We start from the raw sequence: 24,335 nt of genomic DNA, 5'->3' as shown, positions 1-24,335 counted from the left end.
CCTATGAGGTGTTAACGAATCAGTTACGCTTTATAGGCTTTTTTATGGATAGTGGGGAGGGTCTATGTGTTAGAGAATAAAATGGATCAGCTTAACATCAGTGTTCAACGAATTTTTGGAGAACAAGAAATAGAAATAGTCCATTTCACATGCGAGGATTTAGATTATAAAACACCTAACTTTACAACAGCGGGTATCTTTCATCTTCAGGGCATCGCACTAATTAATAACGAGCAGCTTCCATGGTCAATCATATTAAAAATCATCAAGTCTGATAGTGCAGAAAAAGAGGATCCAGCACATCACAATTACTGGCGACGAGAAGCCCTAGTCTTTGAATCTAAGATTCTGGATGAGCTTCCGGGCTCAATCCAAGCTCCTAAGTGTTATCTTGTTGAGGAGCAAGAAGATGGTACTGTATGGTTATGGATGGAACGTATTAAGGGAGAATTTGCACATACGAAGGAGCAGTTTGATTTTATCGCCGAGCAGTTGGGAAGATTCAACGGGGCTTATCTTATAGGGAAGAACATTCCTGATGCTAAATGGATATGCAGAAGCTGGCTTAAATCATGGACTACCGCAAGTAAAATGTATGCACCTAACCCTGAGGAATATATTCATCAATTACATAGAGACATTGAAAAAAATCTTTGGACATGGTTCAAAGACTTTACTAATCAAATTGACAGTAACTTGAATGCTCTCCATCGTTTGCCGCGAGTATTAGCCCATCAGGACCTCAGTCAAATGAATATGCTGTTAACTCAAATCGGAGAGTTAGTCTTGATAGACTGGCAATTTATGAGCATATCAGGTTTAGGTGAGGATCTTGGTAAAATGTTGGGCGTAAATATGAGTCTTGGTGTGATTCCTATCGATCGTTACGAGGAATTCAAAGAGTCTTTATTCCATTCGTATATCAAAGGATTAAAGGCTAGCGGATGGCAGGGGGACGAATCCCTTGCAAGATATGGTTATTGTTTAAGCACTGCTTTACGTAGTGTCTGGGAAGTGCCACAATACTTTTCTCTGAATGCTCAGCTACAATCTGACCTGTTAAACGCTACTCTTCAGGAGCGGGTTAATCGGCTAGAGCAAATCATTATTATTCATCAAAAAATGACGCTAGAAGCAGAGACATTGAAATTATGGATAACATAGTTCTTAATTTTCATTAGATATGAAAAAGGAGCCCCTATTACAGGAGCTCCTTTTTGCTACACCTCAATGATGATTGGAAGAATCATCGGACGTCGTTTCGTTTTTTCGTACAGGAATCTACTCAGAGTCTCCTTGATGGTCTGCTTGATGATATTCCATTGGCCAAGATCAGGCTCACTCATCTTTTGAAGGGTGGAGGTTACAAGCTGGTTGATTTCCTCCATTAGAGTTTCTGAATTACGGACATAGATGAATCCTCTGGATATAGTATCCGGTTCATTTAATAGACGTCCATCTGTTTGGCTTAGTGTAATCACGGTAATAAGAATGCCGTCTGCCGACAGCTGGCGACGATCGCGAAGCACGACATTCCCAATATCCCCAATCCCAAGGCCATCCACTAGGATCTGTCCAGCAGTCACTTTGCCCGATTGGCGGACAACACCTGACGAAGACTCGACGATGTCCCCGTTTTTTAGAATAAAGATATTATTGGGATTAACACCAACCGCCTCCGCCAACAAGCTGTGATGATGAAGCATCCGGTATTCACCATGAATCGGTATGAAATATTCGGGTTTCATCAAGGTTAACATTAACTTGAGCTCTTCTTGGCTTGCATGCCCAGACACATGAAGCTCGCTGCGTGACCCATAGATGACTTTAGCACCAAGTACATATAAATTATCGACAATTCTAGATACATTACGTTCATTCCCGGGGATAGGGTTAGCTGCAATCAGGACGGTGTCTCCAGCCTGGATTTCCATCTGCCTATGACTTGCATTAGCCAGTCGCGATAGCGCAGCCATGGGCTCACCTTGACTGCCTGTACATAATACAGTTACTTGCTCTGGGGGCAGTTTGGCAGCTTCTGTAGGCTCGATCAGCATGTTATCTGGAATGCTCAAGTACCCGAGTTCCTGGGCTACTCGGACAACATTAACCATACTTCTGCCAAGTAAGGTTAATCTACGATCGGTTAAACGAGCAGCTTCAATGATCTGTTGTAGACGGTGTACATTTGAAGCAAAGGTAGAGATAAAAATTCTACGGTCAGCTTTCATGAATGCTTCTTCTATATGCGCGCCAACGAGCTTTTCAGAGGGGGTGAAGCCTGGGCGTTCTGCATTGGTACTCTCTGAGAGCAGGAACTTTACACCATTCTTCCCGATGTCAGCCATTTTATGTATATCGGGATACTGCTTATTAACAGGGGTCATGTCAAATTTGAAATCCCCTGTATGAACAACTGTCCCTTCTGGGGTATCGAATACAACACCAAGGCAATCCGGAATACTATGATTGGTATTAAAGAACGTTGTAGTAATCGCTCCTAGCTGTAAAGTTGTCTCAGAATCAATGACATGAAGCTTGGTCTGACGTAATATTCCGTGTTCCCTCAGTTTATTTTCAATTAGACCTAAGGTTAACCGAGTTGCGTAGATCGGAAGATTTAATTGTTTGAGTAGATACGGAATTCCTCCAATATGATCCTCATGTCCATGTGTAACTACTAATGCTCGAACCTTATCAAGATTGCTTAATAAATACGTAACATCAGGAATAATGAGGTCAATCCCCAGTAGACTTTCGTCCGGAAATTTAGAACCGCAATCAATGACAATAATATCATCAGCATATTGCAGGAAATACATATTCTTACCAATTTCATTCACACCGCCTAATGCTGCAATCCAGAGCTGCTTAGCTGCTACTTTCATTAAAGTCCCTCCTTTTATAAATTCACTTATATTATGTATGAAATCCCTTATAATTATCCTTTCATTGAGGTGGTACAATAGTATAACAATAGATTGATATTCAAAAGTTAGGGGACAGATTGATCATGAACATCAGAAGAATACATAAGAACGATAATCGTGGGATTGAACAGATTATTAGGAACTGCCTGATTGAGTTTGGCGGGAATAGGGCAGGGCTAGCGTGGGAAGATGACAGCCTGCATCATTTATATGAGTATTACAATCACAGCGATAATCAGGCTTATTGGGTTGTAGAAGAAGATGGAAATATATTGGGCGGGTGTGGCATTGCGCCTTTCGGCAATGAGGGCGACATATGCGAGTTGCAAAAAATGTACTTATCTCCGTCCGTTAGAGGTAATGGGGTAGCTTCTGAACTCCTAAATACGGCGCTGGATTTTGCCAAGCTATATTACAACAAATGTTATTTGGAGACATTACAGAACATGCATGCGGCTAACCGTTTTTATATGAAAAACGGCTTCGAACTTTTAGATGCCCCTTTAGCTGGCTCAGAGCATTTCGCATGTGATGCTTGGTATATTAAAGAGTTAATTTAATGATGGTTTAGTAAGCCTGGATTAGCAGGCTTATTTTTATTTGACAATAAAACCGTCCAGACGGTATAGTAAATAACAGAGGTGATTAATGTGAACAGTAATTCTAAACGTAAAACTATTTTATTGGCGGCTTCCACAGTTGTTAAAAATAATGGAGTAGAGAAGCTTACGCTTGAAGCTGTGGCTAAAGAAGCCGGGGTCAGTAAGGGCGGGCTACTGCACCATTTTCCAAATAAAGAAGCTTTGATCATAGGGATGGTCGAAGATCTAACGAACCATTTTTTTACCAATGTTCAAGATAGAGCAATGAACGAAATGGTTGAAAAAGGGAAGTGGAGTCGTGCTATTACTGAAGCCATGGATGATGATATTAAAGAGGGTAAAGAGATTGGTACCGCGCTTCTTGCTGCTCTTTTCACAAATCCAGACATTCTTAACAAATTTCAAAGTCAATATGCAACATGGCAACAAAACATAGAGAACGATGGCATTGATCCTGTACGCTCCACTATCATTAGGTTGGCAGCAGATGGGTTATGGTATTCCGAAATGTTCGGATTAGGTGTGTTAGATGATGAATTACGCACGAAAGTCATTCAAGAATTAATTAATATGACGAAGTAAGGAGAGGTTATCTTTGAATTCATATGTATTACTTGCAACAGCGATCATCTGTGAGGTATTTGGCAGTTCAATGCTAAAAGTGTCTAACGGGTTTAAAAGGGTATTCCCATCCATTGGCGTGATCCTTGGTATGGGCTTAGCATTTTATAGTCTTTCTTTAGCGCTAAAAACAATTCCATTAGGTACAGCTTATGCGATTTGGTCAGGGGTAGGTACAGCTTTGACAGCTATAATTGGTGTAGTTATTTATAAAGAGAACTTTAATCTCAAGAAATTACTAGGTCTACTACTTATAATTGGTGGTGTAATCATTATGAGGCTCTCAGGTGGGGCTCATTAGAATTTGGAGGCTACAGCATGAAAAGAAATGTAGGATATATTGCTCTAAGTATAGCGATTGCTAGCGAAGTCGTAGGTACTACTATGCTAAAAATGTCAGAAGGATTTACGCAATTACTCCCATCTATAGGGGTTATTATTGGTTTTATTATTGCTTTTTATAGTTTATCCATAAGCCTTAGAGAATTACCGTTAAGCTTAGCTTATGCGATTTGGTCGGGTGTAGGTACTGTTCTAACTGCGATTGTGGGTATTGTTGTGTGGGGAGATCCATTTGGTATTCTTACTTTTGCCGGAATAGTATTAATAGTAGGAGGAGTGGTATTTTTAAACTCTCCTGCCAAAGTTGAAAACAAAGATCGGGCCTGATAAATCAGGCTCATTTTTTATTTTTAAACGGATGTCATAGATTCCATAAATCGAATAGTTTCGCGATAATGGTATCACTTATCTTTTCCGTAGAAATACATCTTATAGTTTGAGCTGCTATTTATCTATAATGAGTGTGTCTGAAAGTGAAGGGAGGGTGTGGTTCTTTTTAATGTGCTCTGGATGATCTCTATTGAAAACGCTACCATTTGAGCACTTTGATAGGTTCGTGAATTTTTGAGAATCTAACATATTTAAGGAGGATTAAAATTAAAATGCGTAACAAGTATGTTGTATGGTCGCTGGTAGTATCCATGCTGATTTCAAGTTTATTCTTGGCTGCGGGCCCTCTTAATTTTGTTTCAGCCTCCGGAGGACCAAACCTGACACTCGGCAAAAATGTAACTGCGAGCGGTCAATCACAAACTTATAGTCCTGACAATGTTAAAGACAGTAATCAAAGCACGTATTGGGAAAGTACGAATAATGCATTCCCGCAATGGATTCAAGTCGATTTAGGTGCAAATACAAATATTGATCAAATCGTTCTTAAGCTCCCTTCTGGATGGGAGACGCGGACGCAAACATTGGCTGTTCAAAGTAGCACAAACGGTTCGACGTTTACGAACATTGTAGGGTCTGCGAATTATGAATTCAATCCATCAGTGGCAGGTAACAGTGTTACCATCGACTTTGCCGCAACCAGTACGCGTTATGTTCGTCTGAATGTAACGAGCAACACAGGTTGGCCGGCAGCTCAGCTCTCCGAATTCGAGATTTACGGCGCTAGTGGTCCTATTCCTACTCCAACTCCATCGCCTTCCGGCACTTATGAAGCTGAATCTGCTTCACTGTCTGGAGGAGCTAAAGTGAACACGGATCATGCCGGTTACTCCGGCGCGGGTTTCGTGGATGGATATTTGTCACAAGGTGCAACAACGACATTCACGGTTAACGTGGCAGCAACTGGTAGTCGTGAGGTGTCATTGAAATACGCTAATGCAAGTGGCAGCACAAAGACAATAAGTGTCTATGTCAATGGTGCTAAAGTTGGCCAGACCTCATTATCTAACTTACCAAATTGGGATTCATGGAGCACTAAAGTAGAAGTTCTTAATCTAAATGCGGGTAACAACACCATTGCATATAAATATGATGCTGGTGATTCTGGCAATGTTAACCTTGACCAAATCACTGTAGCGTCGACGACAACATCACCACCTGCAACACCTACTCCGACACCGACAGCCACACCAATACCGTCGGCAACAGCAACGCCAACGCCAACAGCCACACCAACTACGACGGTCATACCAACAGCAACGCCGACAACAACTCCGACGGTAACACCAACAGCAACGCCTGCTCCTGGGAGTAATATTGCTGTCGGCAAGACGATTACCGCTTCTTCCAGTACACAAACGTTCGTAGCAACAAATGCGAACGATAATGACACAAGCACGTACTGGGAAGGTGGCAGCAATCCAAGTTCGCTCACCCTCGACTTAGGGGCGAACCACAACATTACGTCAATCGTTTTAAAGCTGAATCCTGCCTCTGCATGGAGTACTCGCACACAAACGATTCAGGTGCTCGGTCACAATCAAGACACGACCACCTTCGGTAATTTGGTATCGGCTCAATCGTATACGTTTAATCCAGCTTCGGGCAACACAGTAACCATCCCGGTTACGGCAAATGTTAAACGTCTGCAGTTGAATATTACTTCGAACTCTGGTGCGCCTGCTGGGCAAATCGCGGAGTTCCAAGTATTCGGTACACCAGGGGCGAACCCTGATCTAATGATAACCGGTATGTCCTGGTCACCTACTACTCCTGTCGAGACAAGTGCAATTACATTAAATGCAGTAGTTAAGAACAACGGTAACGCTAGCTCCGCAACAACCACTGTCAACTTTTACTTAAACAATGAGCTCGTTGGATCTGCTCCAGTAGGTTTATTAACTGCAGGCGCATCAACAACAGCCTCAATGACATTAAACGCTGGAGCCAAAACCGCTGCGACCTATGCTCTCAGCGCTAAAGTAGATGAGAACAATGTGATTTTCGAGCAGAACGAAGGGAATAACAGCTATACGAACGGGGCGTCTCTTGTTATCGCTCCAGTCTCCAGCTCTGACTTAGTTGGTGTGACTACCTGGACACCAAGTAATCCAGTGGCTAATAGTACAGTAGCTTTTACCGTAAATCTCAAGAATCAAGGAACCATTGCTTCTGCAAGCGGTTCTCATGGTGTTACTGTAGCTCTTAAAAACTCAGCAGGTACCACGATTCAAGCATTTAATGGTTCCTATTCCGGGACCCTTGCTGCTGGAGCTTCCGTTAACGTCACGATTCCAGGGACATGGACAGCAGTCAACGGTAATTACACTGTGACCACTACTGTTGAAGTGGATGCTAATGAGGTCACAGCGAAGCAATCAAACAATATAAGCACAACTAATCTGGTGGTCTATGCTTTACGTGGTGCAAGCATGCCTTATAGTCGGTATGATACCGAAGATGCTACTCTCGGTGGTGGTGCTACGTTGAAATCAGCACCTACGTTTGATCAAGCACTAATTGCTTCAGAAGCATCTGGTCAGCGTTATGTAGCGCTTCCTTCAAACGGCTCGAACGTGGGATGGACAGTCAGACAAGGACAAGGCGGCGCGGGTGTAACTATGAGATTTACTATGCCTGACTCTTCGGATGGTATGGGACTGAATGGTTCACTTGACGTGTATGTGAATGGAGTAAAAGTCAAAACGTTATCGTTGACATCCTACTACAGCTGGCAGTATTTTTCGGGCGATATGCCTGGTGATACTCCTAGTGCTGGGCGTCCGCTCTTCCGATTTGACGAAGTCCACTGGAAATTGGATACTCCTCTCCAGCCTGGAGATATCATCCGTATTCAGAAGAACAATGGAGATAGCTTGGAATATGGTGTTGATTTCCTCGAAATCGAACCCGTTCCTACTGCAGTCGCTCGTCCGGCGAACTCCGTGTCAGTGACAGATTATGGTGCCGTAGCAAATGATGGTCAGGATGACCTTGCAGCTTTTAAAGCAACGGTGAATGCAGCTGTTGCAGGTGGTAAGAGCATGTATATTCCTGCCGGAACATTTAATCTTAGCAGCATGTGGGAAATTGGCTCTGCCAGCAATATGATTAACAACTTTACGGTGACGGGTGCTGGAATCTGGCATACGAACCTCCAGTTTACTAATCCTAATGCGGCGGGAGGCGGTATTTCACTCCGTATTAGCGGCAAGCTAGATTTTAGTAATGTTTACATGAATTCGAATTTGCGATCCCGTTATGGACAAAATGCAATTTATAAAGGATTTATGGATAACTTTGGTACTAATTCAATTATCCATGATGTCTGGGTAGAACATTTTGAATGTGGCATGTGGGTAGGCGACTATGCTCATACACCTGCTATTTATGCCAGTGGGCTTGTGGTTGAAAACAGCCGGATTCGGAACAATCTTGCCGATGGTATCAACTACTCCCAAGGCACTAGCAATTCGATTGTTCGAAACACCAACGTAAGAAATAACGGTGACGATGGTCTTGCAGTATGGACTAGTAACACCAATAGTGCTCCGGCGGGTGTAAATAACACATTCTCCTACAACACGATTGAGAATAACTGGCGTGCTGCAGCCATAGCATTCTTTGGAGGCGGCGGTCATAAGGCAGATCACAACTACATCATCGACACTGTAGGTGGTTCTGGTATTCGTATGAACACCGTTTTCCCTGGTTACCATTTCCAGAATAATGCGGGCATTGTTTTCTCAGATACTACGATTATCACAAGTGGTACCAGTAAAGATCTGTATGGTGGAGAACGTGGAGCCATCGATTTAGAGGCATCGAATGATGCCATCAAGAACGTCACCTTTTCCAACATCGATATCATCAATACACAACGCGATGCAATCCAGTTCGGTTATGGTGGTGGATTTGAGAATATCGTGTTTAACAACATCAATATTAATGGTACTGGGCTAGATGGTATTACTACTTCACGTTTCTCTGGGCCACATCAGGGTTCGGCAATCTATACCTACACAGGCAATGGTTCAGCAACGTTTAACAACCTGACGACTACGAATATCGCTAACCCCAACCTGAATTATATTCAGAGCGGTTTTAATCTGACGATTCATTAAGCGATAGTGTGAGGGAGGAGTTCTTCGGAACTTTTCCCTTTTTTCTTATATTGTGGATAGTAAAAATTTAAAACTTCAGAGAAGGATATTGACTTGATGAACAAGAAATAAATGGTAGGATATAGTATTTATCTCATAAGAAATAAATTTTTAGGAATGTGTCGATTTCATCATCTTCCGTTCGTCGTTTAAATAGAAGTCCGGATATCAGACGTTAAAGCGAAGGAGAGATGAAATGCATTTAGTAACTTCAATGGACGGAACTAAGATTGCCTATGACAAAATGGGTCAAGGGCCAGCACTTATATTAGTGACAGGTGCATTTAGTTACCGAAAATTCCCAAGTCAGGTACAGTTAGCTGATCTGTTGTCTGAGAATTTCACAGTCTTCAATTACGATCGACGAGGTCGTGGCGATAGTGGAGACATTCAGCCATACGCAATAGCTCGTGAGATCGAAGATCTGCAGGCTATAATTAATGCGGCCGGAGGAGCGGCATATGTCTGGGGATTGTCTTCTGGAGCAGTTCTTGCTCTACAGGCAGCAGCGGATGGAGCAAATATTACAAAATTAGCTCTGCATGAGCCTCCAGTTGTTGTCAATGCTTCGGATCCCAAGCCGCCTCTAGATTTCGTAATGAATGTTACTGAGCTTATTGCTACAAATCGCCGATCTGAGGCAATTAAGTATTTTATGACTAAAGGTATGGGAGCACCTGCGTTTGTTGTTAAATTGATGCGCTTAATGCCAAGTGTATGGTCTAACCTAATGGCTGTAGCGCACACTCTTCCCTATGATGCTGTTTTATTGGATGGGTATATGGACGGAAAGCCGCTTCCTGCCACCTTGTGGAGCACAGTTACCATTCCAACGCTGGTCCTCGAAGGTACGGAGAGTCCTGTTGGCTTACGGCATGGTGCTCAGGCAATAGCTAAAGTACTACCTAATGCGAAACTATTAAGTAAAAAGGGGCTAGGTCATACGAAGAAACTCAATACAAGGATCATTTCAACTGAGCTTACTGCATTCTTTATGGGTAATTAAAAATAGGAGGGATACACCTATGAGATTTATGATGATTGTTAAAGCTACCACAGATTCAGAGGCGGGAATTATGCCTAGTCAAGAACTGATTGATGCTATGCAGAAGTATAATGAGGAATTGGTGAAAGCAGGTGTGTTGCTGGCTGGTGATGGATTGCAACCGAGTTCCAGTGGTATTCGAATTTCATATCCGGAAGCTGGCGGCAAACCGAAAGTTATGGATGGTCCGTTTACAGAAGCTAAAGAAATGATCGCTGGATATACGCTGATTGAGGTCAAATCAAGAGAAGAAGCCATTGAATGGGCTTTACGTATGCCGGACCCTCATGGATTTGGCCAAGGAGAGATTGAGTTAAGGCAGGTATTCGAGCCGGGGGAATTAATGGACGATCCCGAAACATTGGCGAAAGAAGCAGCACTTCGTAAACAGGTTGAGGAGCAGAAGCAAACGTGAGTTTCTCCCATACGCATCGAACGATTGATACAATATGGCGAATGGAATCGGCAAAAATCATTGCGGGTTTAACGCGCATGGTACGGGACGTTGGTCTCGCAGAAGATCTTGCTCAGGACGCATTAGTAATTGCCCTTAATCGATGGCCAGAGACGGGGATTCCAGATCATCCAGGTGCTTGGCTGATGACCACCGCGAAACGGCGTGCGATTGATCTTATTCGCAGGACCAAGCTTCGAGATCAGAAATACGTAGAGGTTGCACATAGCATGGATTTATACACTGAGGTAGACATAGATGATGCGTTAGATGAGGAGATCAGTGACGATCTCCTTCGTCTGATCTTTATGACCTGTCATCCGGTGTTGTCACAAGATGCCAGAGTAGCCCTGACCCTTCGACTGTTATGTGGATTGACGACAGATGAAATCGCACGTTCTTTTCTAGTCGCCGAATCAACGATTGCTCAGCGAATTGTTCGGGCGAAGAGAACCCTAAGTGCTAACAAGGTTCCTTTTGAGGTACCCGTTCAAGAAGAGCTTAAAGACCGTTTGTCTACGGTGCTTGAAGTCCTTTACCTAATGTTTAATGAAGGATATTCTGCAACCTCTGGAGTGGATTGGATCCGTCCGCTGTTATGCCAGGAGGCGCTGAGATTAGGACGGGTACTAGCTGAGATTAACCCTTATGAACCTGAGGTTCATGGACTGGTCGCCCTTATGGAGATTCAATCCTCGCGTTTTAGGACAAGGGTTAATAGCAAAGGGGAACCTTTTCTACTAATGGATCAAAACCGGGCACAGTGGGATCAATTACTGATCCGTCGTGGCCTGGCTGCTTTAGAGCGTAGCCGAAAGCTTGGTCGTCCGCCGGGACCTTACTCGCTTCAGGCTGCGATTTCTGCTTGTCATGCACAGGCGACTACTGCAGCAGAGACAGACTGGATCCGTATTTCTGCACTGTACGAAGCGCTCTCGAGAGTCATGCCTTCGCCGATTGTCGAATTAAACCGAGCGGTCGCCATATCCATGGCGTTCGGCCCAACCTTTGGACTGCAAATTGTGGATGAGCTAAATACTGAACCATCTATAAGGGAATATCATCTGCTGCCCAGTGTTCGTGGTGATCTTCTGCTGAAGCTGGGTCGATATGATGAGGCGCGTACAGAGTTTGAACGTGCCGCATCCTTGACTGGGAATGAACGTGAAAGGATTCTTTTGCTGAATCGGGCGGCAGCGTGTAACTTAGGAACATCGTAGTTAATTCAATATTATTTTAAACCGGTACGTACATAAAGGAGAGATAAAATATGAATCAAGAAGTCATCGATTTTATTGAAGCATTAAAAGAACCATGGCAGGTGGAGTTATCTACTAATCTTCGTGAGGTTGTTCACCAAGCAATCCCAGATGTACAGGAACGAATTCAGTATAAGAAGCCTCATTTTTTGAAAAATGGTAAGTACGCAGCAGCTATTTCAACTTCGAAAGATGCAGTAAGCTTTGTTATTTTTAATACGAATGAGCTTGAGTTTCCAGAAGGGATATTCGAGGGCCCTCCGGAGAGAAAAACACTGAAACTACGAAAAGGGGATACAGTGGATACGGCTCAATTAGTGGCTTGGGTTAGCCAATCCTCAGCTTCCCTTTAATTGCAAGATTCATGATGTAGGACGGTATCTCAAAGTCATTTGACTTCATGGGATATCGTCTTTTTTGGACGAATTTGGCTCCAGCAATACATAATCATTCAATAAATTGTGAAAAATACATCAAGAGCTAGCAATGAAGGGAATGAAACCCATGAAGATATTAAAACAAACTTGTTTGCTACTGCTTACGGTCCTTGCACTTAGTGCATGCTCAAGACCAGTAGCAGATAAATCCCAGCTACCACCTCCAACGGTTGTGCCAAGTGGAGCTGAGGAAAGATTTAGCCTTGAGGAACTCGCCACTTTGATTGGAAAAGAGGATGCTCAAGTTGTCCAAGCTCTCGGCAAAGGCGCACCTAATCGTAATGAAGGTACGAATTCTACTCTTTTATCCCGCGAATATAACGAGAAGATTGTGAATCACGAAGCAAATCTTCAGGTCTCCTATGATCACACTGGAAAAGTGATTGGAGAGACGATTCATTTTGAAGAAGCTACCAAGGAAAAATTAACGCAAGAGATAACGCAACAGCTTGGAGAGCTTACGACTAAGAGTGAAGGTAACACGGCAGATATAGAAAAAGAAGGCGAAGGTACAAACTTTCGTAGGGTATGGCAGACGGATAATGCCAAAATTTCTTTAATTGAATCCAATGGAAAACTATCTATTTCCATAGATACGAAGTAACATTCGAATAATGTGAGAAAAAAAGGACAATACCCATTGTAATTAGACAATGGGTATCGTCCTTTTTTGATGAATAATTAAGGGTTAAGTGGAAGAATTATTGTTTGTTGCGGAGCTTAAACGATGAATCTGCTCTTCCAGAACCGCACTTGCTTTGCCAACAAATTGTGCTGAGAAGGACATACAACTTGTATATCCTTTATCTCGAATTACTCAAGCTTGAGCAATATTGTAGCGTGAATGCAAATACCAAATAAGCTCTCTTCGGCTGCTGACACCTGATTTGCTAAAAATAGATTTTAAATGATCTTGGACCGTGTATGCAGAAATATGCAGTGTAGAAGCCAATTCTTTAGTGGATAATCCTCGAATTACACCGTGTAATAGCTGTTGCTCACGTTCCGTCAAACCATACGCTTCAGCAATGATGGGGAGCATGTCAGCAGGACGCGCGGGTTCGAATGAAATGGCAACCTGTTTCTGACCGTTGCTAGTCTGAAGACGACTTGCTCGCACGACTAAATAGGGCCCCTCAGTCATACGAATGCATGCCTTAGCTATCCCCACTGATTCGGAAGGGCTGTTTAACGCTTGCGCGCTTACAGCACGGATTGGACGAGGTAGAACATGAGCATCAATCATTTCCAATGAGCGGAGTTTGCCTAACCAGCGATCCGCTGCGGGATTGGAGGAAAGAAGGGCTACGTCATCAGATAAAATTGCAATGCCGGAACCGTAATGATCTTCAAGCCAAGTCTCATCTCTCTCTGGAAGCTCAAGACTGAAAGCCCGCATTCTTGCTGCAATCAGAGGGATGAGCGAGGTGATCCAATCACATTCCTCTTGTGAGAATTCCGATTGATCTGCATTCCTGTACAGCGTCAAATACCCCCAGCAAGATTCTCCGAGAATAGGACTGCACGTAGTTCATCCCCAAAACCTGCGGGAGACAAAACCTTTCGATAGCGGGCACTCCGTTCGGGTTTCTGCTCGGTCACTTCATATATTGTAGCGACGAGGTGTTTGCTATGAACCATTTGCTCATAGGTGTTAACATCATCCTCACCGTATTCGATCTGGAACAAGTGGGGATGAATGGATTCTACATTGTCTTCAGTAACCGCACCTGTCGAAAGCAATGTCTGTGGATCAACATGAGTACAGCAGGCAGCATCAAAGGGAACTGCTTCACGTAAGAGAGACAGCAAGGAAGTACGGTAGTTGTGAGATGAATCAGTAACCATTCCTAGCTTAATGATTTTTTTCTTTATTAGAATGAATTGTTTATGGGTATTCATTGAGTAGCCCTCTAGTCCTTAATGGATTATATCGAACTCCCACATTTGTGGGATAGTGAACGGAAGCGAAATCCGTATAATTGAGAATGATTCTTAATCAACTCTATTATATAGGATGCGGTGATAAAAATGCAGGAAAAAGAAGATATTGTTGTCGTTGGTGGTTATGGACACGTAGGGCGTACCATATGTGAAATATTAGAGAAGAAGTATCCAGGTAAAGTAGTTGCTGCAGGGAGAAGTCTTGAAAAAGCAGAGCGGTTCAGTCAATCTACCCACGGCAGGATCAAACCGTTACAGTTAGATATTAATAAGACGATACCTCCACATTTACTAGATCAAGTGAAGCTAATCATTATGTGTTTGGATCAAACGAATACGGATTTTGTAAAAGCCTGCTTTCGTAGCGGTACGTATTATGTGGATGTATCAGCGAGCGGTCCGTTTTTATCTCAAATTGAGGCGTTATACGAAGAGGCTGCACGACATGGATCTAGTGCCGTTCTTAGTGTAGGTCTTGCACCCGGTATAACCAATCTAATGGCTCTTGAAGCGGAAAGACTGATAGAACAGACGGAGGACATCGAAATCGGCATTATGCTCGGACTTGGTGATTCTCATGGTAAGGCGGCGATCGAATGGACAGTAAATAGTTTAGGAGGAAAGTTTGAAGTTATGCAGAAGAATCGTCAGGTTGAGGTGGAGAGCTTCACCGATAGAAAGTCATATTACTTTGGTGACGATTTAGGGAGTCGCTATGCGTATCGGTTCCCATTCTCAGATCAACAGACGCTTGCCCAAACGCTCAAAGCATCGTCCATCTCCACACGATTTTGTCTGGACTCAGTTTTCGTTACTAAAATGCTGGCTATAGCCAAAAAAACAGGAGCCGTTCGTTTATTAAAGACAAGCTGGGTGAACAGGTGGATGGTTCGTGCTATGGAGCGGCTGCATATTGGTAGCGACCAGTTCGCTATCAAGGTTGAGGCTCGTGGAAGAAATCGAGAGGGGAAGCCAATGCATGTTGATTTAATATTGCAAGGAAAGAATCAATCCATCATCACTGCAAAAGTGACAGCAGCAGTATCAAAGCTCCTCTATGATTCTCCATTTCCAGGCGGCGTTTTCCATATCGAGCAGATAACAGATTTAGCATATATACAAAAGGAATTAGGATCGACGCTCTCGCTAAAGATCCAAGTAAAGAAGCATAATGCAGATTAATCTAAATAGAATAATTTGTGTATAGTTATTTTGAAAGAAGCTTGATTAGTCAAGCTTCTTTTTCGTAACCCAAAAGAGTTTTGACCGTATTAACTGATGAACATTTCATTCAGGAAGAAATTCTGTTCTTCCCTAATGGGTCATGTTAACAAAAAGAGAAGTTGAGGTCATCACCTATGAATGAAAAATTTACAGATTACGCCGATACAGGATATTCGATCGCTGAGCAGAAGGCAGCTCAGTATTTTGCATCTCTTCGTGAACAGTTCAAAGAAAAAACTTATGTGTCTACCTTGATTGAAGATTTTCAATTGTGGAAGAAGAACCATATTCATCGCCGTTCATGGTTGTCCTTTTTATCAAGAGGCAAGAGGAAACCTGATTCTCAGGATTATCATAGATATCTAGGATGGCTGAATCAGACCGGTAAATTGGATGATTATTTGGATCGAAGTGTTTCCTATCTTTATATGAGAGATCTGGGGCAAGCTTTAGATTCGCCGAATACACAGCTCCGGATTAAGCGTATGGTTGCCGACATTAGAAATCAGATGATTCTTCCAGGCTCCACAAGTTCGGAGGATCAGTCAGATTTCATGAATTTCACCGGGATTTACCGTTGGGCTCAGAAGGAAGGCGTTGAAACGGCCACGATTTGGGTGATAGACAAACTTAAGCGGGTATCAGCACATCTTCCGAAGGAAATGAATCCCGAGCAAGCGCAACGTAAATTAATCAAGATCATTATTGGGGTGATTCTCCATGTGATGGAAGAGATGGACGATGACGTACCACCTGTGGAGCGATCTAAGAGGATTGGTGAAGCCATTAGACTTGGTTATTCATATGGCCTAACTTATCCATTCATTGATGATCTCCTTGATTCCAGTGTCTTAACCGACCAAGAGAAAGAACAGTATTCTCATATGATACGCACTGCGATCCTTAATAGAGTTGTACCGGAATTGGGTGAATGGTCCGGAGAGAACATGCCGTTCATTCGATTTGTACATTCGGAGCTCAAGGAGGCTTTTGAGTATATTAGAGGATATCAGCGGGAAGAAATGCAGGATACATTTTTCGAGCAGTCTTTTGTATTTTTCCATTCTCAGGAATTGGATCGTATGAAGGATCTTTCTAACTCAGAATACAGCAATGAAGAGCTTTTCATACCCATCATTTTAAAATCCTCTTCTTCCCGTTTAATTGTCCGATCCGTAATTAGTGCTCCAGCAGATGACGGATTTGATCAACGCACCTTTTTCTATGGGTTATATAATCAGCTGGCTGATGATTTTGCGGATATGTTTGACGATATGAAAGCGGGAGCGGTAACCCCCTATACTTATTATTTAAAATACCGTAGTCAACGTACAGATCTGATCAATCCTTTTGAATTATACTGGACGGTCATTTCCCATTTAATACACACTGTGTATCGCTCTGATCCTAAAACCCGTGAAGTAATATTAGATCGCGCCATTAATGGTCTCAAGCGATGTAAAGAACGTGTAGGAATTGAAAAGTATAAAGAGATCATGGAAATTTTCGCTTCTGGTCAACCAGCGTTTAATCGGCTTGTCCAGCTGATGGTGCAGAAAGCGGACGATGTGGATTTTTTCGATAAATTGCTTCGGGATCAGTTGCTTTTGAATCTAAAAAACAGCAAGAAGGAAAAAGTGGAATTTCGAAATACGATCCAAAAGATTCGCGATCAGATCAATAAACAATTGCTGATAGCCAAGCCAGACGGGACGCCAGAAATGAAAGAGTTGCTTATTGATGCGGCTAATTATAGTCTAGCAGGCGACGGCAAGCGGATAAGACCTATATTGACTTGGGTCATGGGTGTTAACGAATATGGTCTAGATGCATCCGCAATTGTGCCGCTTCTGAGATCTTTGGAATATATGCATACCGCTTCTCTAATCTTCGATGATCTTCCGTCCCAGGATAATGCCTCAACTCGAAGAGGTCGTGCAACTCTACACGAAATGTATACTAGTTCAACGGCGGAATTAACCGGACTATTTCTGATTCAGAAGTCGATCGAGGAACAGGCGTCACTTCATTCTTTTGATGCAAAAGCAGTTCTAGCCTTGATGCAATATTCAGCCCAAAAAGCAGAAGATACATGTATGGGTCAGGCAATGGATCTGAATTCTAAGGGAAAAGCATTGACGCTAGAGCAATTAAATATGATTTGCTTTTATAAGACCGGAATTGCATTTGAAGCTTCACTAGTGATGCCAGCGATTCTGGCTCAGGTTAAGAAATCTGAAGTTCTGGTTTTGAAAAAATTTGCCTATCATGCGGGGATTGCCTTTCAGATTAAAGATGATTTGCTCGATTTGGAAGGGGATCATCATTTACTAGGTAAGCCGATAGGTCAGGATGTGGAGAATAACAATTCAACGTTTGTATCTATCCTTGGTGCTGACGGCGCAAGAAAAGAGATGTGGGAACACTACTGTCTAGCTATGGAAGCGTTAAAGGAGATCCCTCGTAATATTGCTTTTCTGAAGCATTTATTGAATTACATGATTAATCGAAATCGATAATTGACTCTAAAGTGTTGGCATTATTGCCAGCACTTTTTTATATTTTTTTGCAGAACAGTAGTTCTTTTTTGGTAATTGAAATTTATTGTTTATAATCGAAATTACGTTTATGATGAAAATTGAAAATAGATAAAGGAGGTGTAACTTGTGAAGCTAGGAATTTTCTCAAAAGTATACTTGAACTATGAACTGGGGATCGCCTTACACAAAATCAAAGCCCAAGGCATGAGTAGCGTTCAATTCAATTTTGCTAATGTAGGACTGGAAAGCTTGCCTAAAGTGACTAGTCAGGAGACCATCCATCAAATCAAAGAAGCAGTAATGAACAGTGGAGTTAGCATTGCTGTGATCTCAGGAACATTTAATACGCTAGAGCTAAATGAGGAGAAGAAAGTTGAAAATCAGCAGTGTTTTAAAAATGTAGTTGAGGCTGCAGCTGCATTAGCTGTTCCGTATGTTTCGATTTCTACGGGTAGTTTGAACCAAGAAGATTTCTGGAGTTCTCATCCTGACAATCATACAGTGAGGGCATGGTCACTATTGCATGAAAGTCTTGCGTGGATGCTGAAAATTGCAGAAGATAACCAAGTAACGCTAATATTTGAACCTGAACAAGCCAATGTGGTGAGTACGGCAGAAGATGCTTTGAGACTATTACAAGATCTAGACACACCTTTTCTTAAGGTTTTGTATGATGCAGCAAATCTAGTAACCCCTCAGGATCATAAGGACCTCTTAGGTAAGATTTCAAAAACGCTAACAGCGCTAAAGGAGCACATTGCCATTGCGCATTGCAAAGATGCTTTTGTATCCGAAGAGAAGATCACTTTTGCACCGGTGGGAAAAGGAAACTTGCCCTTAAAGGAATATATAAATGAATTAAGTAAGGTTTATGACGGTCCTGTTATTATGCATGGGTTAGCTGAGGACGATGTAGCACATGCTTTGAATTTCTTTAACTAGAATAGGAGGACATGAATATGGAAAAGGAAAACCAATTGTTGAACATTGGTGTTCTAGGCTGCGGTCAAATATCACAGGCGGCTCACTTTGATTCCATTAGAAGATCACGAAATGCTAACCTATATGCGATCTGTGATGTCGACGAATACTTACTTCAAAGAATGAATGCTATCTATGAACCCGATAAGGTTTATACGGATTATGATCAAATGCTGGCGGACCCGAGCGTAGATGCTGTAGTTATTGGGATTGCCGATCAATTTCATGTGGAGGCAGTTAAACAAGCCGTGCGTGCAGGTAAACATGTCTTGGTAGAAAAACCTCTAGGCGTATCCATCGAAGAAGTGGAAGAGTTAAAAGAGCTTGTGGATCGTACCGATCTTAAAGTGCAAGTGGGGAATATGAAGAGATTTGACCCCGGTATAGTAGCAGCTAAAGAGTTTGTGGATCATGAAATGGGTGAGATTATTGGCCTAAAAGCTTGGTATTGTGATTCCACCTATCGATATACCGTTACCGAGAATGTTCAGCCAGTGATTATATCCGGTAAAAATATAAAGAGACCTGCTGGAGATCCAAAAGCGAACAAGGAACGCTATTATATTTTAGGTCATGGAAGCCATTTGTTCGATACCGCAAGATATCTAGGTGGAAATATTGTAAGTTTGAAAGCATGGAATACGCAAAAGTTCGGTGCCTATTGTTGGTTTATTACTGCGGAGTTTGAAAGCGGCTTTGTAGCTCAATTAGATTTGACCATTGCGGTTCGGATGGATTGGCATGAAGGATTTCAAATTTATGGTGAATTCGGATCAGTAGTAGGAAAGACATACAACCCGTGGACATTAAAATCAAGCGATGTAGAAATTTTCAAAGCTAGTGATAACAGCTACCATAGACCGCTTGGAGCAGATGGTCATTTTTATAGATTGCAGATTGAAGGTTTTACAGATTCAATTCTGCATAATAAGCCAGGTGTAGGTGCAACGATTGAAGATGGGATTGCTACGATGAAAGCTATGCTCGCTGTTGAAGAATCGGTGAAGACCGGAAATACGATTTATCTAAGTGACGTTTCTGGTCCTTTGTAAAGGAGGAGAGGATATGCTTTGGGCGGTGACGTTAATCAAACTTTCGGTTTAATGAAGCAAGCAGATCACATACGAAGGATCTCACTAGATTTTAGAGTGGACATGCAGATGATTTTTCTTTTAAACAATTTGCCGAAGATGTGATGGCTTTAACGAAACACCTTCATATCCAATCATTTAATATTGGAGGGATTTGCACAGGTGCTGGGGAGTCCTACATTTGGCATTGAGATATCCGGCTAGCGTTAAGAAGCTTATTCTGTCACGTCCAGCTTGGGAAGATAAACCGCAAGAGAAGTTGGTTCGTGAAGCCTACGCCAAAGTTCATGATGTATTGCAGGATACAGATCCTCAGACCGCTCAAAATAGATACGAAAATTCAGAGGTCTATAAATCCATAAATTCAATATTAGCTTATGCGGGTGAATCCCTATTAGGGCAGTTTAAATATCCTTATGTAAAAGAAACCTCTATGAAGTTTGTGAAGCTACCAATGGATTGTCCTAATCAGGATCGTGAGGCTTGGAAGAACTTAAAGCTGCCCAAATTGATCCTTGCTAGTCAACTTGATCCTATTCATCCATACGCCTACGGACGATTACTCTCAGAATATATCCCAAACGCTCAATTTATTGAGATTACTTCGAAAACGATCAGGCTATTGAGAACTTTTTAAATGAAAGATGAGCACAAGCTTCAAAGGTGTTCATCTTTTTTTGTACAAATTTAGAAAGTATCTATACTGTAATTACGTTAACGCCGAGTTTGTTATATGTATCAACAATTTTATTGTCTACTGTACCTTCAGTGATCAAATAGTCTAACGCGGATACCTTGGCTACAAAAAAAGTGGATATTTTCTCCAGCTTTTCTTTCGTAGCTATGACGATAACCATGGAAGATTGTTCAAAAAGTTGATTCTTAATGATGGATTCCTCATAAGAGGGAACAGTTATGCCCACCTTTGAATCCAGCGTGGATACGCCAAGGATTGTTAGATCCAAATGGATTTGCTGTATCGCTCTAAGCGTTGCGGCTCCGAATAACACTTGGTTCTTTTTATCGAGATCGCCACCTAACAAGGTTATACTAGCTTTGGACAACCGGCATAGCGATAACGCAATTGATGGGGAATTCGTAATAATTCTTCCATCAAAATGCTCAGGGATGTTCTCAGCTACTTTTAAATTTGTGGACCCGCCATCAATAAAAATAACCTTTGCATTCTCAATAAGCGTGCAAGCTCGTTTAGCTAAGTCAGCTTTGGTCTGGCTATTAAATTCTACACGTGAATTGAAATCCTTCATGTCACTAATAAGGCTATGAGCTCCACCATGAATTCGTTTGAGAAGGCCCAGCTTCGACAGGCTTTGTAAGTCTTTTCGAATGGTATCTTCTGTTACATTTAATTCCTGTGTTAATTCTTGGACAACGACGCGGCCTTCGGTCTCTACTTTTTTTAAGATATACGCCTGTCTGTCAGCTTTTAGCACCGATCCACCTCTTTTCACAAAATGCTCTAAAGGTCGTACTTAACGTTACTATTTTACTACATATGAAATGAATTTGAAAAAAATCAATCGTTTTTACGTACAACTCCGTCTTACTTATAGAAATATGATGTGGATGCATTTTCCTGATATAAGAAAGAGGGGGTGGTGGAAGGTGGAAAACACAATGGATGAAGTCAGAATGGTAGATTTTGCGCAAATGGATGAAGAAGCTTTTTTTAGTCGTTTGTATGTGGAGCATCGAAAAATGTACGCCATTGCTTACAGTTATCTGCGAACAGAGGCAGACACGCTGGAAGTGATCCAAGAAGCGTCATGCAGGGCATGGATGAAACGCAAAAAATTAAAGGATGAACAGTCCTTCACACCTTGGCTGATCCGAATAACGATCAATTGCTGCATGGATGAGCTACGGCGCAAAAAGCGTGTGATTGTAGCGGAAAAGATGGTGGAGGAAGCGGCACAGGAAATGAAGAGTAATGACCGAATTGATCTGGAGCGTGCGATGAATCGGATAAAACCTAAATACCGGCATGTCGTAACGCTGAAATACTACCATGACATGACCACAATCGAAATTGCTAAAGTACTAAAAAGACCAGAAGGTACCATTAAGACTTGGCTTCGAGAGGGACTCAAACAGCTTCGGAGCTATTTATAGCAATATTGGAGGTGAACGGAATGACAGAAAAAGAAGAACGTATTCTACATAAGAACATCGATGAAGTGCAACAAAATGTCGAAGCAATACAGGAGATGAAAATTTACAACGCCATGAGAAAAGGAATTGCAAAAGGGAAAAAGCAAGAGAAACGCCGCATTTATACTACAGGAATGGGTGTGGTTGCAGCTGCAGCGGTTGCGTTACTGTTTACATACTCAACAATCGGATTACCGAATAAGGTGGCACAACCTTCAGTACAATCGGCAAGCACTAAAAACACGGATAATTTCAAAGCTTATCGCTCGTTCTCAAGGTTAGAGCCTGCACTGGCCAGTGCTCTTGAGCAGAATCTCGTTGTGCCGGTCGGTCAAAGTGCGGAAAACAAGGGTTACCGGATAGATGTGACAGGTGCCGTTACAGATGGACGGAAAGTTTATGTTTTATACAGTGTTCAGAACAATACGGACGAAGTAGTTATACACGCGGATTTTGAGCTTCAATTTGAAGGAATAAAGGAGTCGCCTCTTCACAAAGGCGCATCATTAAGTATGCTCGCTAGCGAGAGCCGAATTCAACCTGGGCAGTCTATGGATTTTATATACTCAAATAATCTTTCACCAACAGTTAAATATCCAAAGAAAGTTAACTATAATATTATTCTTACCGAAACTTCAGATAAGGCTCTCCTATCCAGTAGCAATAAGTATCGGACTAGCCTAGATGTTGCTTTCGAGCTTAATCCTGATATGCTCAAAGCACATGAACGTATACTGGATACAGACGGAACGCTGACCGTAGACGGACAAAAGATTAAAGTAGCTGGGGTCCAATATACTCCGCTTAGCACCTATGTAGATCTGGAGTATGATCAAAACAATGATAAACGGATTTTTCAATTGATCAACCCAGTTCTAATCAGTAAGCATGAAGGCACTGAAGAGAAGTCTTATTATCCCACACTTATCACTGTTGATAACTCTGAAGTCTACTCGGACGATTCCAAGACTACGCTGGTGTTTAGAAATAGTAAAAAGATTGTAGAGAGTAAGCCAGACAGCGTCTCGTTGAAAGCATTCGGAATTTCGGCAGTCGAAAAGGATCAAATGAAAATTGTCGTCGATCTTAATAAGTATCAGCTTATTGAAGCTCCCGGAAGTGGACTTGAGTTAGTCACGCCAACTCCAGAGAATGATGCTATGGAAGGAACGATTCTCTTAAGACATAAGTTTGAGAATTCTCAATATTTGAACTATTATACCCGTACGTCTGAAACCTTCACGGACGGAGAAGGGAAAGTGCATCAGTCTGGATATACTACAAATAGGAGCGCGGTATTAAATTTTGGCGGATTAATGAGGTCACAGGATGGGGCAGGCGTGGATGAGTTTATTTATATTTTTGGAGCAGAAGCGAAGAATTATCCTCAGCCATTAACTATAACGCTTGAGAAATATATAAATCCAATTATGGATACGCAGGCTGTTGAGTTGTACTCAAAGAATTAGGAAGCAATGAATCATTGAACTAAAAGATTAAATTTTATATTAATTCATTAGCCGTTGATAAATCTATCAACGGTTTTTTTGTGATCGCAGAGACTTCACACTTTGAAATTTAAGAAATACTTAATATATAGCGTACTTCTTTTTAAGAAGTTTTTCTTATTCTAAGTGCATGAACGAGGTTACTGATAGGATGATAAACCCAAGTATGAAGAAATGGCACCGAAAGGATATCTCAGCGGCAATGATGTTCCTGGCACCAAGCGGTATCGGATTTGCGATGTTTTACCTTATACCGTTTGTTATGGGAGTATTCTATACTTTTATGGACAGCACGATAGAGGGCCATTTTGTAGGGTTTGATAATTACCGAGAGCTGTTAAAGAACGATTCCTTCCGTAAAGCAGCATCCAATACATTTTATTTTAGCGCGATAAGTGTTCCGCTAATTCTTGTACTCTAGTTAGGATTAGCAATGTTATTGAATGAAAATACATATTTTCGGAATTGGCTGAGGACTGGATACGTGTTGCCGCTTGTCGTACCAGTCGTCTCTATCATTCTAATCTGGCAGATACTCTTTGATTGGAATGGCTCGCTTAACGCCTGGCTTCAATCGGATATCCTCTATGAGGAGGATTCAATTATTCTGGAAAGTAGTGAACCTCTTGAAG

Annotated in this window: 22 protein-coding genes and 1 pseudogene; 19 read left to right on the top strand and 4 right to left on the bottom strand. The window is 42.0% G+C overall.

Annotated features, from left to right (window positions below; genetic code table 11):
- Nucleotides 1–66 precede the first annotated feature (66 nt).
- Nucleotides 67–1,164: a phosphotransferase gene (locus ACWNM1_RS04370; RefSeq protein WP_449600048.1), complete on the top strand. Its 1,098-nt coding sequence runs from the start codon at nucleotides 67–69 to the stop codon at nucleotides 1,162–1,164.
- A 56-nt stretch (nucleotides 1,165–1,220) separates the two neighbouring features.
- Here ACWNM1_RS04370 and ACWNM1_RS04365 read toward each other — a convergent pair whose 3' ends face one another.
- On the bottom strand, nucleotides 1,221–2,888 hold the full coding sequence (locus ACWNM1_RS04365) for a ribonuclease J (protein ID WP_449600047.1): 1,668 nt from the start codon (nucleotides 2,886–2,888) through the stop codon (nucleotides 1,221–1,223).
- Nucleotides 2,889–3,013: 125 nt separating this feature from the next.
- Between ACWNM1_RS04365 and ACWNM1_RS04360 the strand changes: the two genes are divergently transcribed.
- The 10 genes from ACWNM1_RS04360 to ACWNM1_RS04315 all read left to right on the top strand — a co-directional run bounded on the left by ACWNM1_RS04360 (nucleotide 3,014) and on the right by ACWNM1_RS04315 (nucleotide 12,847).
- A complete protein-coding gene (locus ACWNM1_RS04360; RefSeq protein WP_449600046.1) occupies nucleotides 3,014–3,490 on the top strand; it encodes a GNAT family N-acetyltransferase in 477 nt (158 codons plus the stop codon).
- 90 nt (nucleotides 3,491–3,580) lie between these two features.
- Nucleotides 3,581–4,114: a TetR/AcrR family transcriptional regulator gene (locus tag ACWNM1_RS04355; RefSeq protein ID WP_449600045.1), complete on the top strand. Its 534-nt coding sequence runs from the start codon at nucleotides 3,581–3,583 to the stop codon at nucleotides 4,112–4,114.
- Nucleotides 4,115–4,127: 13 nt separating this feature from the next.
- Complete coding sequence (locus ACWNM1_RS04350) at nucleotides 4,128–4,454, top strand: DMT family transporter (protein ID WP_449600044.1); 327 nt, start codon at nucleotides 4,128–4,130, stop codon at nucleotides 4,452–4,454.
- Between the two features lie 17 nt (nucleotides 4,455–4,471).
- The gene (locus ACWNM1_RS04345; RefSeq protein ID WP_449600043.1) at nucleotides 4,472–4,822 is read left to right on the top strand and encodes a DMT family transporter; all 351 of its coding nucleotides are present in this window, start codon (nucleotides 4,472–4,474) and stop codon (nucleotides 4,820–4,822) included.
- 275 nt (nucleotides 4,823–5,097) lie between these two features.
- Nucleotides 5,098–9,009: a discoidin domain-containing protein gene (locus tag ACWNM1_RS04340; protein ID WP_449600042.1), complete on the top strand. Its 3,912-nt coding sequence runs from the start codon at nucleotides 5,098–5,100 to the stop codon at nucleotides 9,007–9,009.
- Nucleotides 9,010–9,244: 235 nt separating this feature from the next.
- Nucleotides 9,245–10,054: an alpha/beta fold hydrolase gene (locus ACWNM1_RS04335; protein WP_449600041.1), complete on the top strand. Its 810-nt coding sequence runs from the start codon at nucleotides 9,245–9,247 to the stop codon at nucleotides 10,052–10,054.
- Between the two features lie 19 nt (nucleotides 10,055–10,073).
- On the top strand, nucleotides 10,074–10,508 hold the full coding sequence (locus ACWNM1_RS04330; protein WP_339271179.1) for a YciI family protein: 435 nt from the start codon (nucleotides 10,074–10,076) through the stop codon (nucleotides 10,506–10,508).
- Nucleotides 10,505–11,767 (top strand): RNA polymerase sigma factor, encoded by a 1,263-nt coding sequence (locus tag ACWNM1_RS04325; protein WP_449600040.1) that lies wholly within the window; start codon nucleotides 10,505–10,507, stop codon nucleotides 11,765–11,767. The genes ACWNM1_RS04330 and ACWNM1_RS04325 overlap by 4 nt, the downstream gene beginning before the upstream one ends.
- A 50-nt stretch (nucleotides 11,768–11,817) precedes the next feature.
- The gene (locus tag ACWNM1_RS04320) at nucleotides 11,818–12,159 is read left to right on the top strand and encodes a DUF1801 domain-containing protein (RefSeq protein WP_076285765.1); all 342 of its coding nucleotides are present in this window, start codon (nucleotides 11,818–11,820) and stop codon (nucleotides 12,157–12,159) included.
- Nucleotides 12,160–12,310: 151 nt separating this feature from the next.
- Nucleotides 12,311–12,847 (top strand): hypothetical protein, encoded by a 537-nt coding sequence (locus ACWNM1_RS04315; RefSeq protein ID WP_339248051.1) that lies wholly within the window; start codon nucleotides 12,311–12,313, stop codon nucleotides 12,845–12,847.
- A 213-nt stretch (nucleotides 12,848–13,060) separates the two neighbouring features.
- Here the strand turns inward: ACWNM1_RS04315 and ACWNM1_RS04310 are convergent, their stop codons facing one another.
- Nucleotides 13,061–13,732 (bottom strand): helix-turn-helix transcriptional regulator, encoded by a 672-nt coding sequence (locus ACWNM1_RS04310; protein ID WP_449600039.1) that lies wholly within the window; start codon nucleotides 13,730–13,732, stop codon nucleotides 13,061–13,063.
- The gene (locus tag ACWNM1_RS04305; RefSeq protein ID WP_449600038.1) at nucleotides 13,729–14,145 is read right to left on the bottom strand and encodes a hypothetical protein; all 417 of its coding nucleotides are present in this window, start codon (nucleotides 14,143–14,145) and stop codon (nucleotides 13,729–13,731) included. Before ACWNM1_RS04305 ends, ACWNM1_RS04310 begins: the two co-directional genes overlap by 4 nt.
- A gap of 129 nt (nucleotides 14,146–14,274) precedes the next feature.
- Here ACWNM1_RS04305 and ACWNM1_RS04300 point away from each other — a divergent pair, with 129 nt between their 5' ends.
- From ACWNM1_RS04300 to ACWNM1_RS04280, 5 genes are all read left to right on the top strand, one after another.
- Nucleotides 14,275–15,369: a saccharopine dehydrogenase family protein gene (locus tag ACWNM1_RS04300; RefSeq protein WP_449600037.1), complete on the top strand. Its 1,095-nt coding sequence runs from the start codon at nucleotides 14,275–14,277 to the stop codon at nucleotides 15,367–15,369.
- Nucleotides 15,370–15,545: 176 nt separating this feature from the next.
- Entirely contained in the window at nucleotides 15,546–17,930 is a 2,385-nt protein-coding gene (locus ACWNM1_RS04295) for a polyprenyl synthetase family protein (RefSeq protein WP_449600036.1), read from the top strand.
- A gap of 147 nt (nucleotides 17,931–18,077) precedes the next feature.
- The gene (locus tag ACWNM1_RS04290; RefSeq protein WP_449600035.1) at nucleotides 18,078–18,893 is read left to right on the top strand and encodes a sugar phosphate isomerase/epimerase family protein; all 816 of its coding nucleotides are present in this window, start codon (nucleotides 18,078–18,080) and stop codon (nucleotides 18,891–18,893) included.
- Nucleotides 18,894–18,910: 17 nt separating this feature from the next.
- Entirely contained in the window at nucleotides 18,911–19,984 is a 1,074-nt protein-coding gene (locus tag ACWNM1_RS04285) for a Gfo/Idh/MocA family protein (protein WP_449600034.1), read from the top strand.
- 220 nt (nucleotides 19,985–20,204) lie between these two features.
- On the top strand, nucleotides 20,205–20,660 hold the full coding sequence (locus ACWNM1_RS04280) for an alpha/beta fold hydrolase (protein ID WP_449600033.1): 456 nt from the start codon (nucleotides 20,205–20,207) through the stop codon (nucleotides 20,658–20,660).
- A 61-nt stretch (nucleotides 20,661–20,721) separates the two neighbouring features.
- Here the strand turns inward: ACWNM1_RS04280 and ACWNM1_RS04275 are convergent, their stop codons facing one another.
- Nucleotides 20,722–21,477, bottom strand: coding sequence for a DeoR/GlpR family DNA-binding transcription regulator (locus ACWNM1_RS04275; protein WP_449600032.1), 756 nt, complete (start codon nucleotides 21,475–21,477; stop codon nucleotides 20,722–20,724).
- 184 nt (nucleotides 21,478–21,661) lie between these two features.
- On the opposite strand from ACWNM1_RS04275, the gene ACWNM1_RS04270 reads away from it, so the two are divergent.
- The 3 genes and pseudogenes from ACWNM1_RS04270 to ACWNM1_RS04260 all read left to right on the top strand — a co-directional run.
- On the top strand, nucleotides 21,662–22,156 hold the full coding sequence (locus ACWNM1_RS04270) for an RNA polymerase sigma factor (RefSeq protein ID WP_449600081.1): 495 nt from the start codon (nucleotides 21,662–21,664) through the stop codon (nucleotides 22,154–22,156).
- 20 nt (nucleotides 22,157–22,176) lie between these two features.
- A complete protein-coding gene (locus ACWNM1_RS04265) occupies nucleotides 22,177–23,664 on the top strand; it encodes a DUF4179 domain-containing protein (protein ID WP_449600031.1) in 1,488 nt (495 codons plus the stop codon).
- Between the two features lie 205 nt (nucleotides 23,665–23,869).
- Nucleotides 23,870–24,280 (top strand): annotated as a pseudogene (locus ACWNM1_RS04260) (carbohydrate ABC transporter permease); the annotation flags it as partial.
- Nucleotides 24,281–24,335 lie beyond the last annotated feature (55 nt).

It is taken from the genome of Paenibacillus sp. Marseille-Q9583, from assembly GCF_976954365.1.
This window is presented reverse-complemented; position numbering and strand designations above follow the sequence as displayed.

Bases quoted from the DNA above. Each gene is read 5' to 3' on its own strand.
- ACWNM1_RS04365 (WP_449600047.1), bottom strand. From the start codon at position 2,888: ATGAAAGTAGCAGCTAAGCAGCTCTGGATTGCAGCATTAGGCGGTGTG.
- ACWNM1_RS04285 (WP_449600034.1), top strand. From the start codon at position 18,911: ATGGAAAAGGAAAACCAATTGTTGAACATTGGTGTTCTAGGCTGCGGT.
- ACWNM1_RS04315 (WP_339248051.1), top strand. From the start codon at position 12,311: ATGAAGATATTAAAACAAACTTGTTTGCTACTGCTTACGGTCCTTGCA.
- ACWNM1_RS04295 (WP_449600036.1), top strand. From the start codon at position 15,546: ATGAATGAAAAATTTACAGATTACGCCGATACAGGATATTCGATCGCT.
- ACWNM1_RS04360 (WP_449600046.1), top strand. From the start codon at position 3,014: ATGAACATCAGAAGAATACATAAGAACGATAATCGTGGGATTGAACAG.
- ACWNM1_RS04305 (WP_449600038.1), bottom strand. From the start codon at position 14,145: ATGAATACCCATAAACAATTCATTCTAATAAAGAAAAAAATCATTAAG.
- ACWNM1_RS04345 (WP_449600043.1), top strand. From the start codon at position 4,472: ATGAAAAGAAATGTAGGATATATTGCTCTAAGTATAGCGATTGCTAGC.
- ACWNM1_RS04320 (WP_076285765.1), top strand. From the start codon at position 11,818: ATGAATCAAGAAGTCATCGATTTTATTGAAGCATTAAAAGAACCATGG.
- ACWNM1_RS04330 (WP_339271179.1), top strand. From the start codon at position 10,074: ATGAGATTTATGATGATTGTTAAAGCTACCACAGATTCAGAGGCGGGA.
- ACWNM1_RS04300 (WP_449600037.1), top strand. From the start codon at position 14,275: ATGCAGGAAAAAGAAGATATTGTTGTCGTTGGTGGTTATGGACACGTA.
- ACWNM1_RS04340 (WP_449600042.1), top strand. From the start codon at position 5,098: ATGCGTAACAAGTATGTTGTATGGTCGCTGGTAGTATCCATGCTGATT.
- ACWNM1_RS04270 (WP_449600081.1), top strand. From the start codon at position 21,662: ATGGATGAAGTCAGAATGGTAGATTTTGCGCAAATGGATGAAGAAGCT.
- ACWNM1_RS04335 (WP_449600041.1), top strand. From the start codon at position 9,245: ATGCATTTAGTAACTTCAATGGACGGAACTAAGATTGCCTATGACAAA.
- ACWNM1_RS04265 (WP_449600031.1), top strand. From the start codon at position 22,177: ATGACAGAAAAAGAAGAACGTATTCTACATAAGAACATCGATGAAGTG.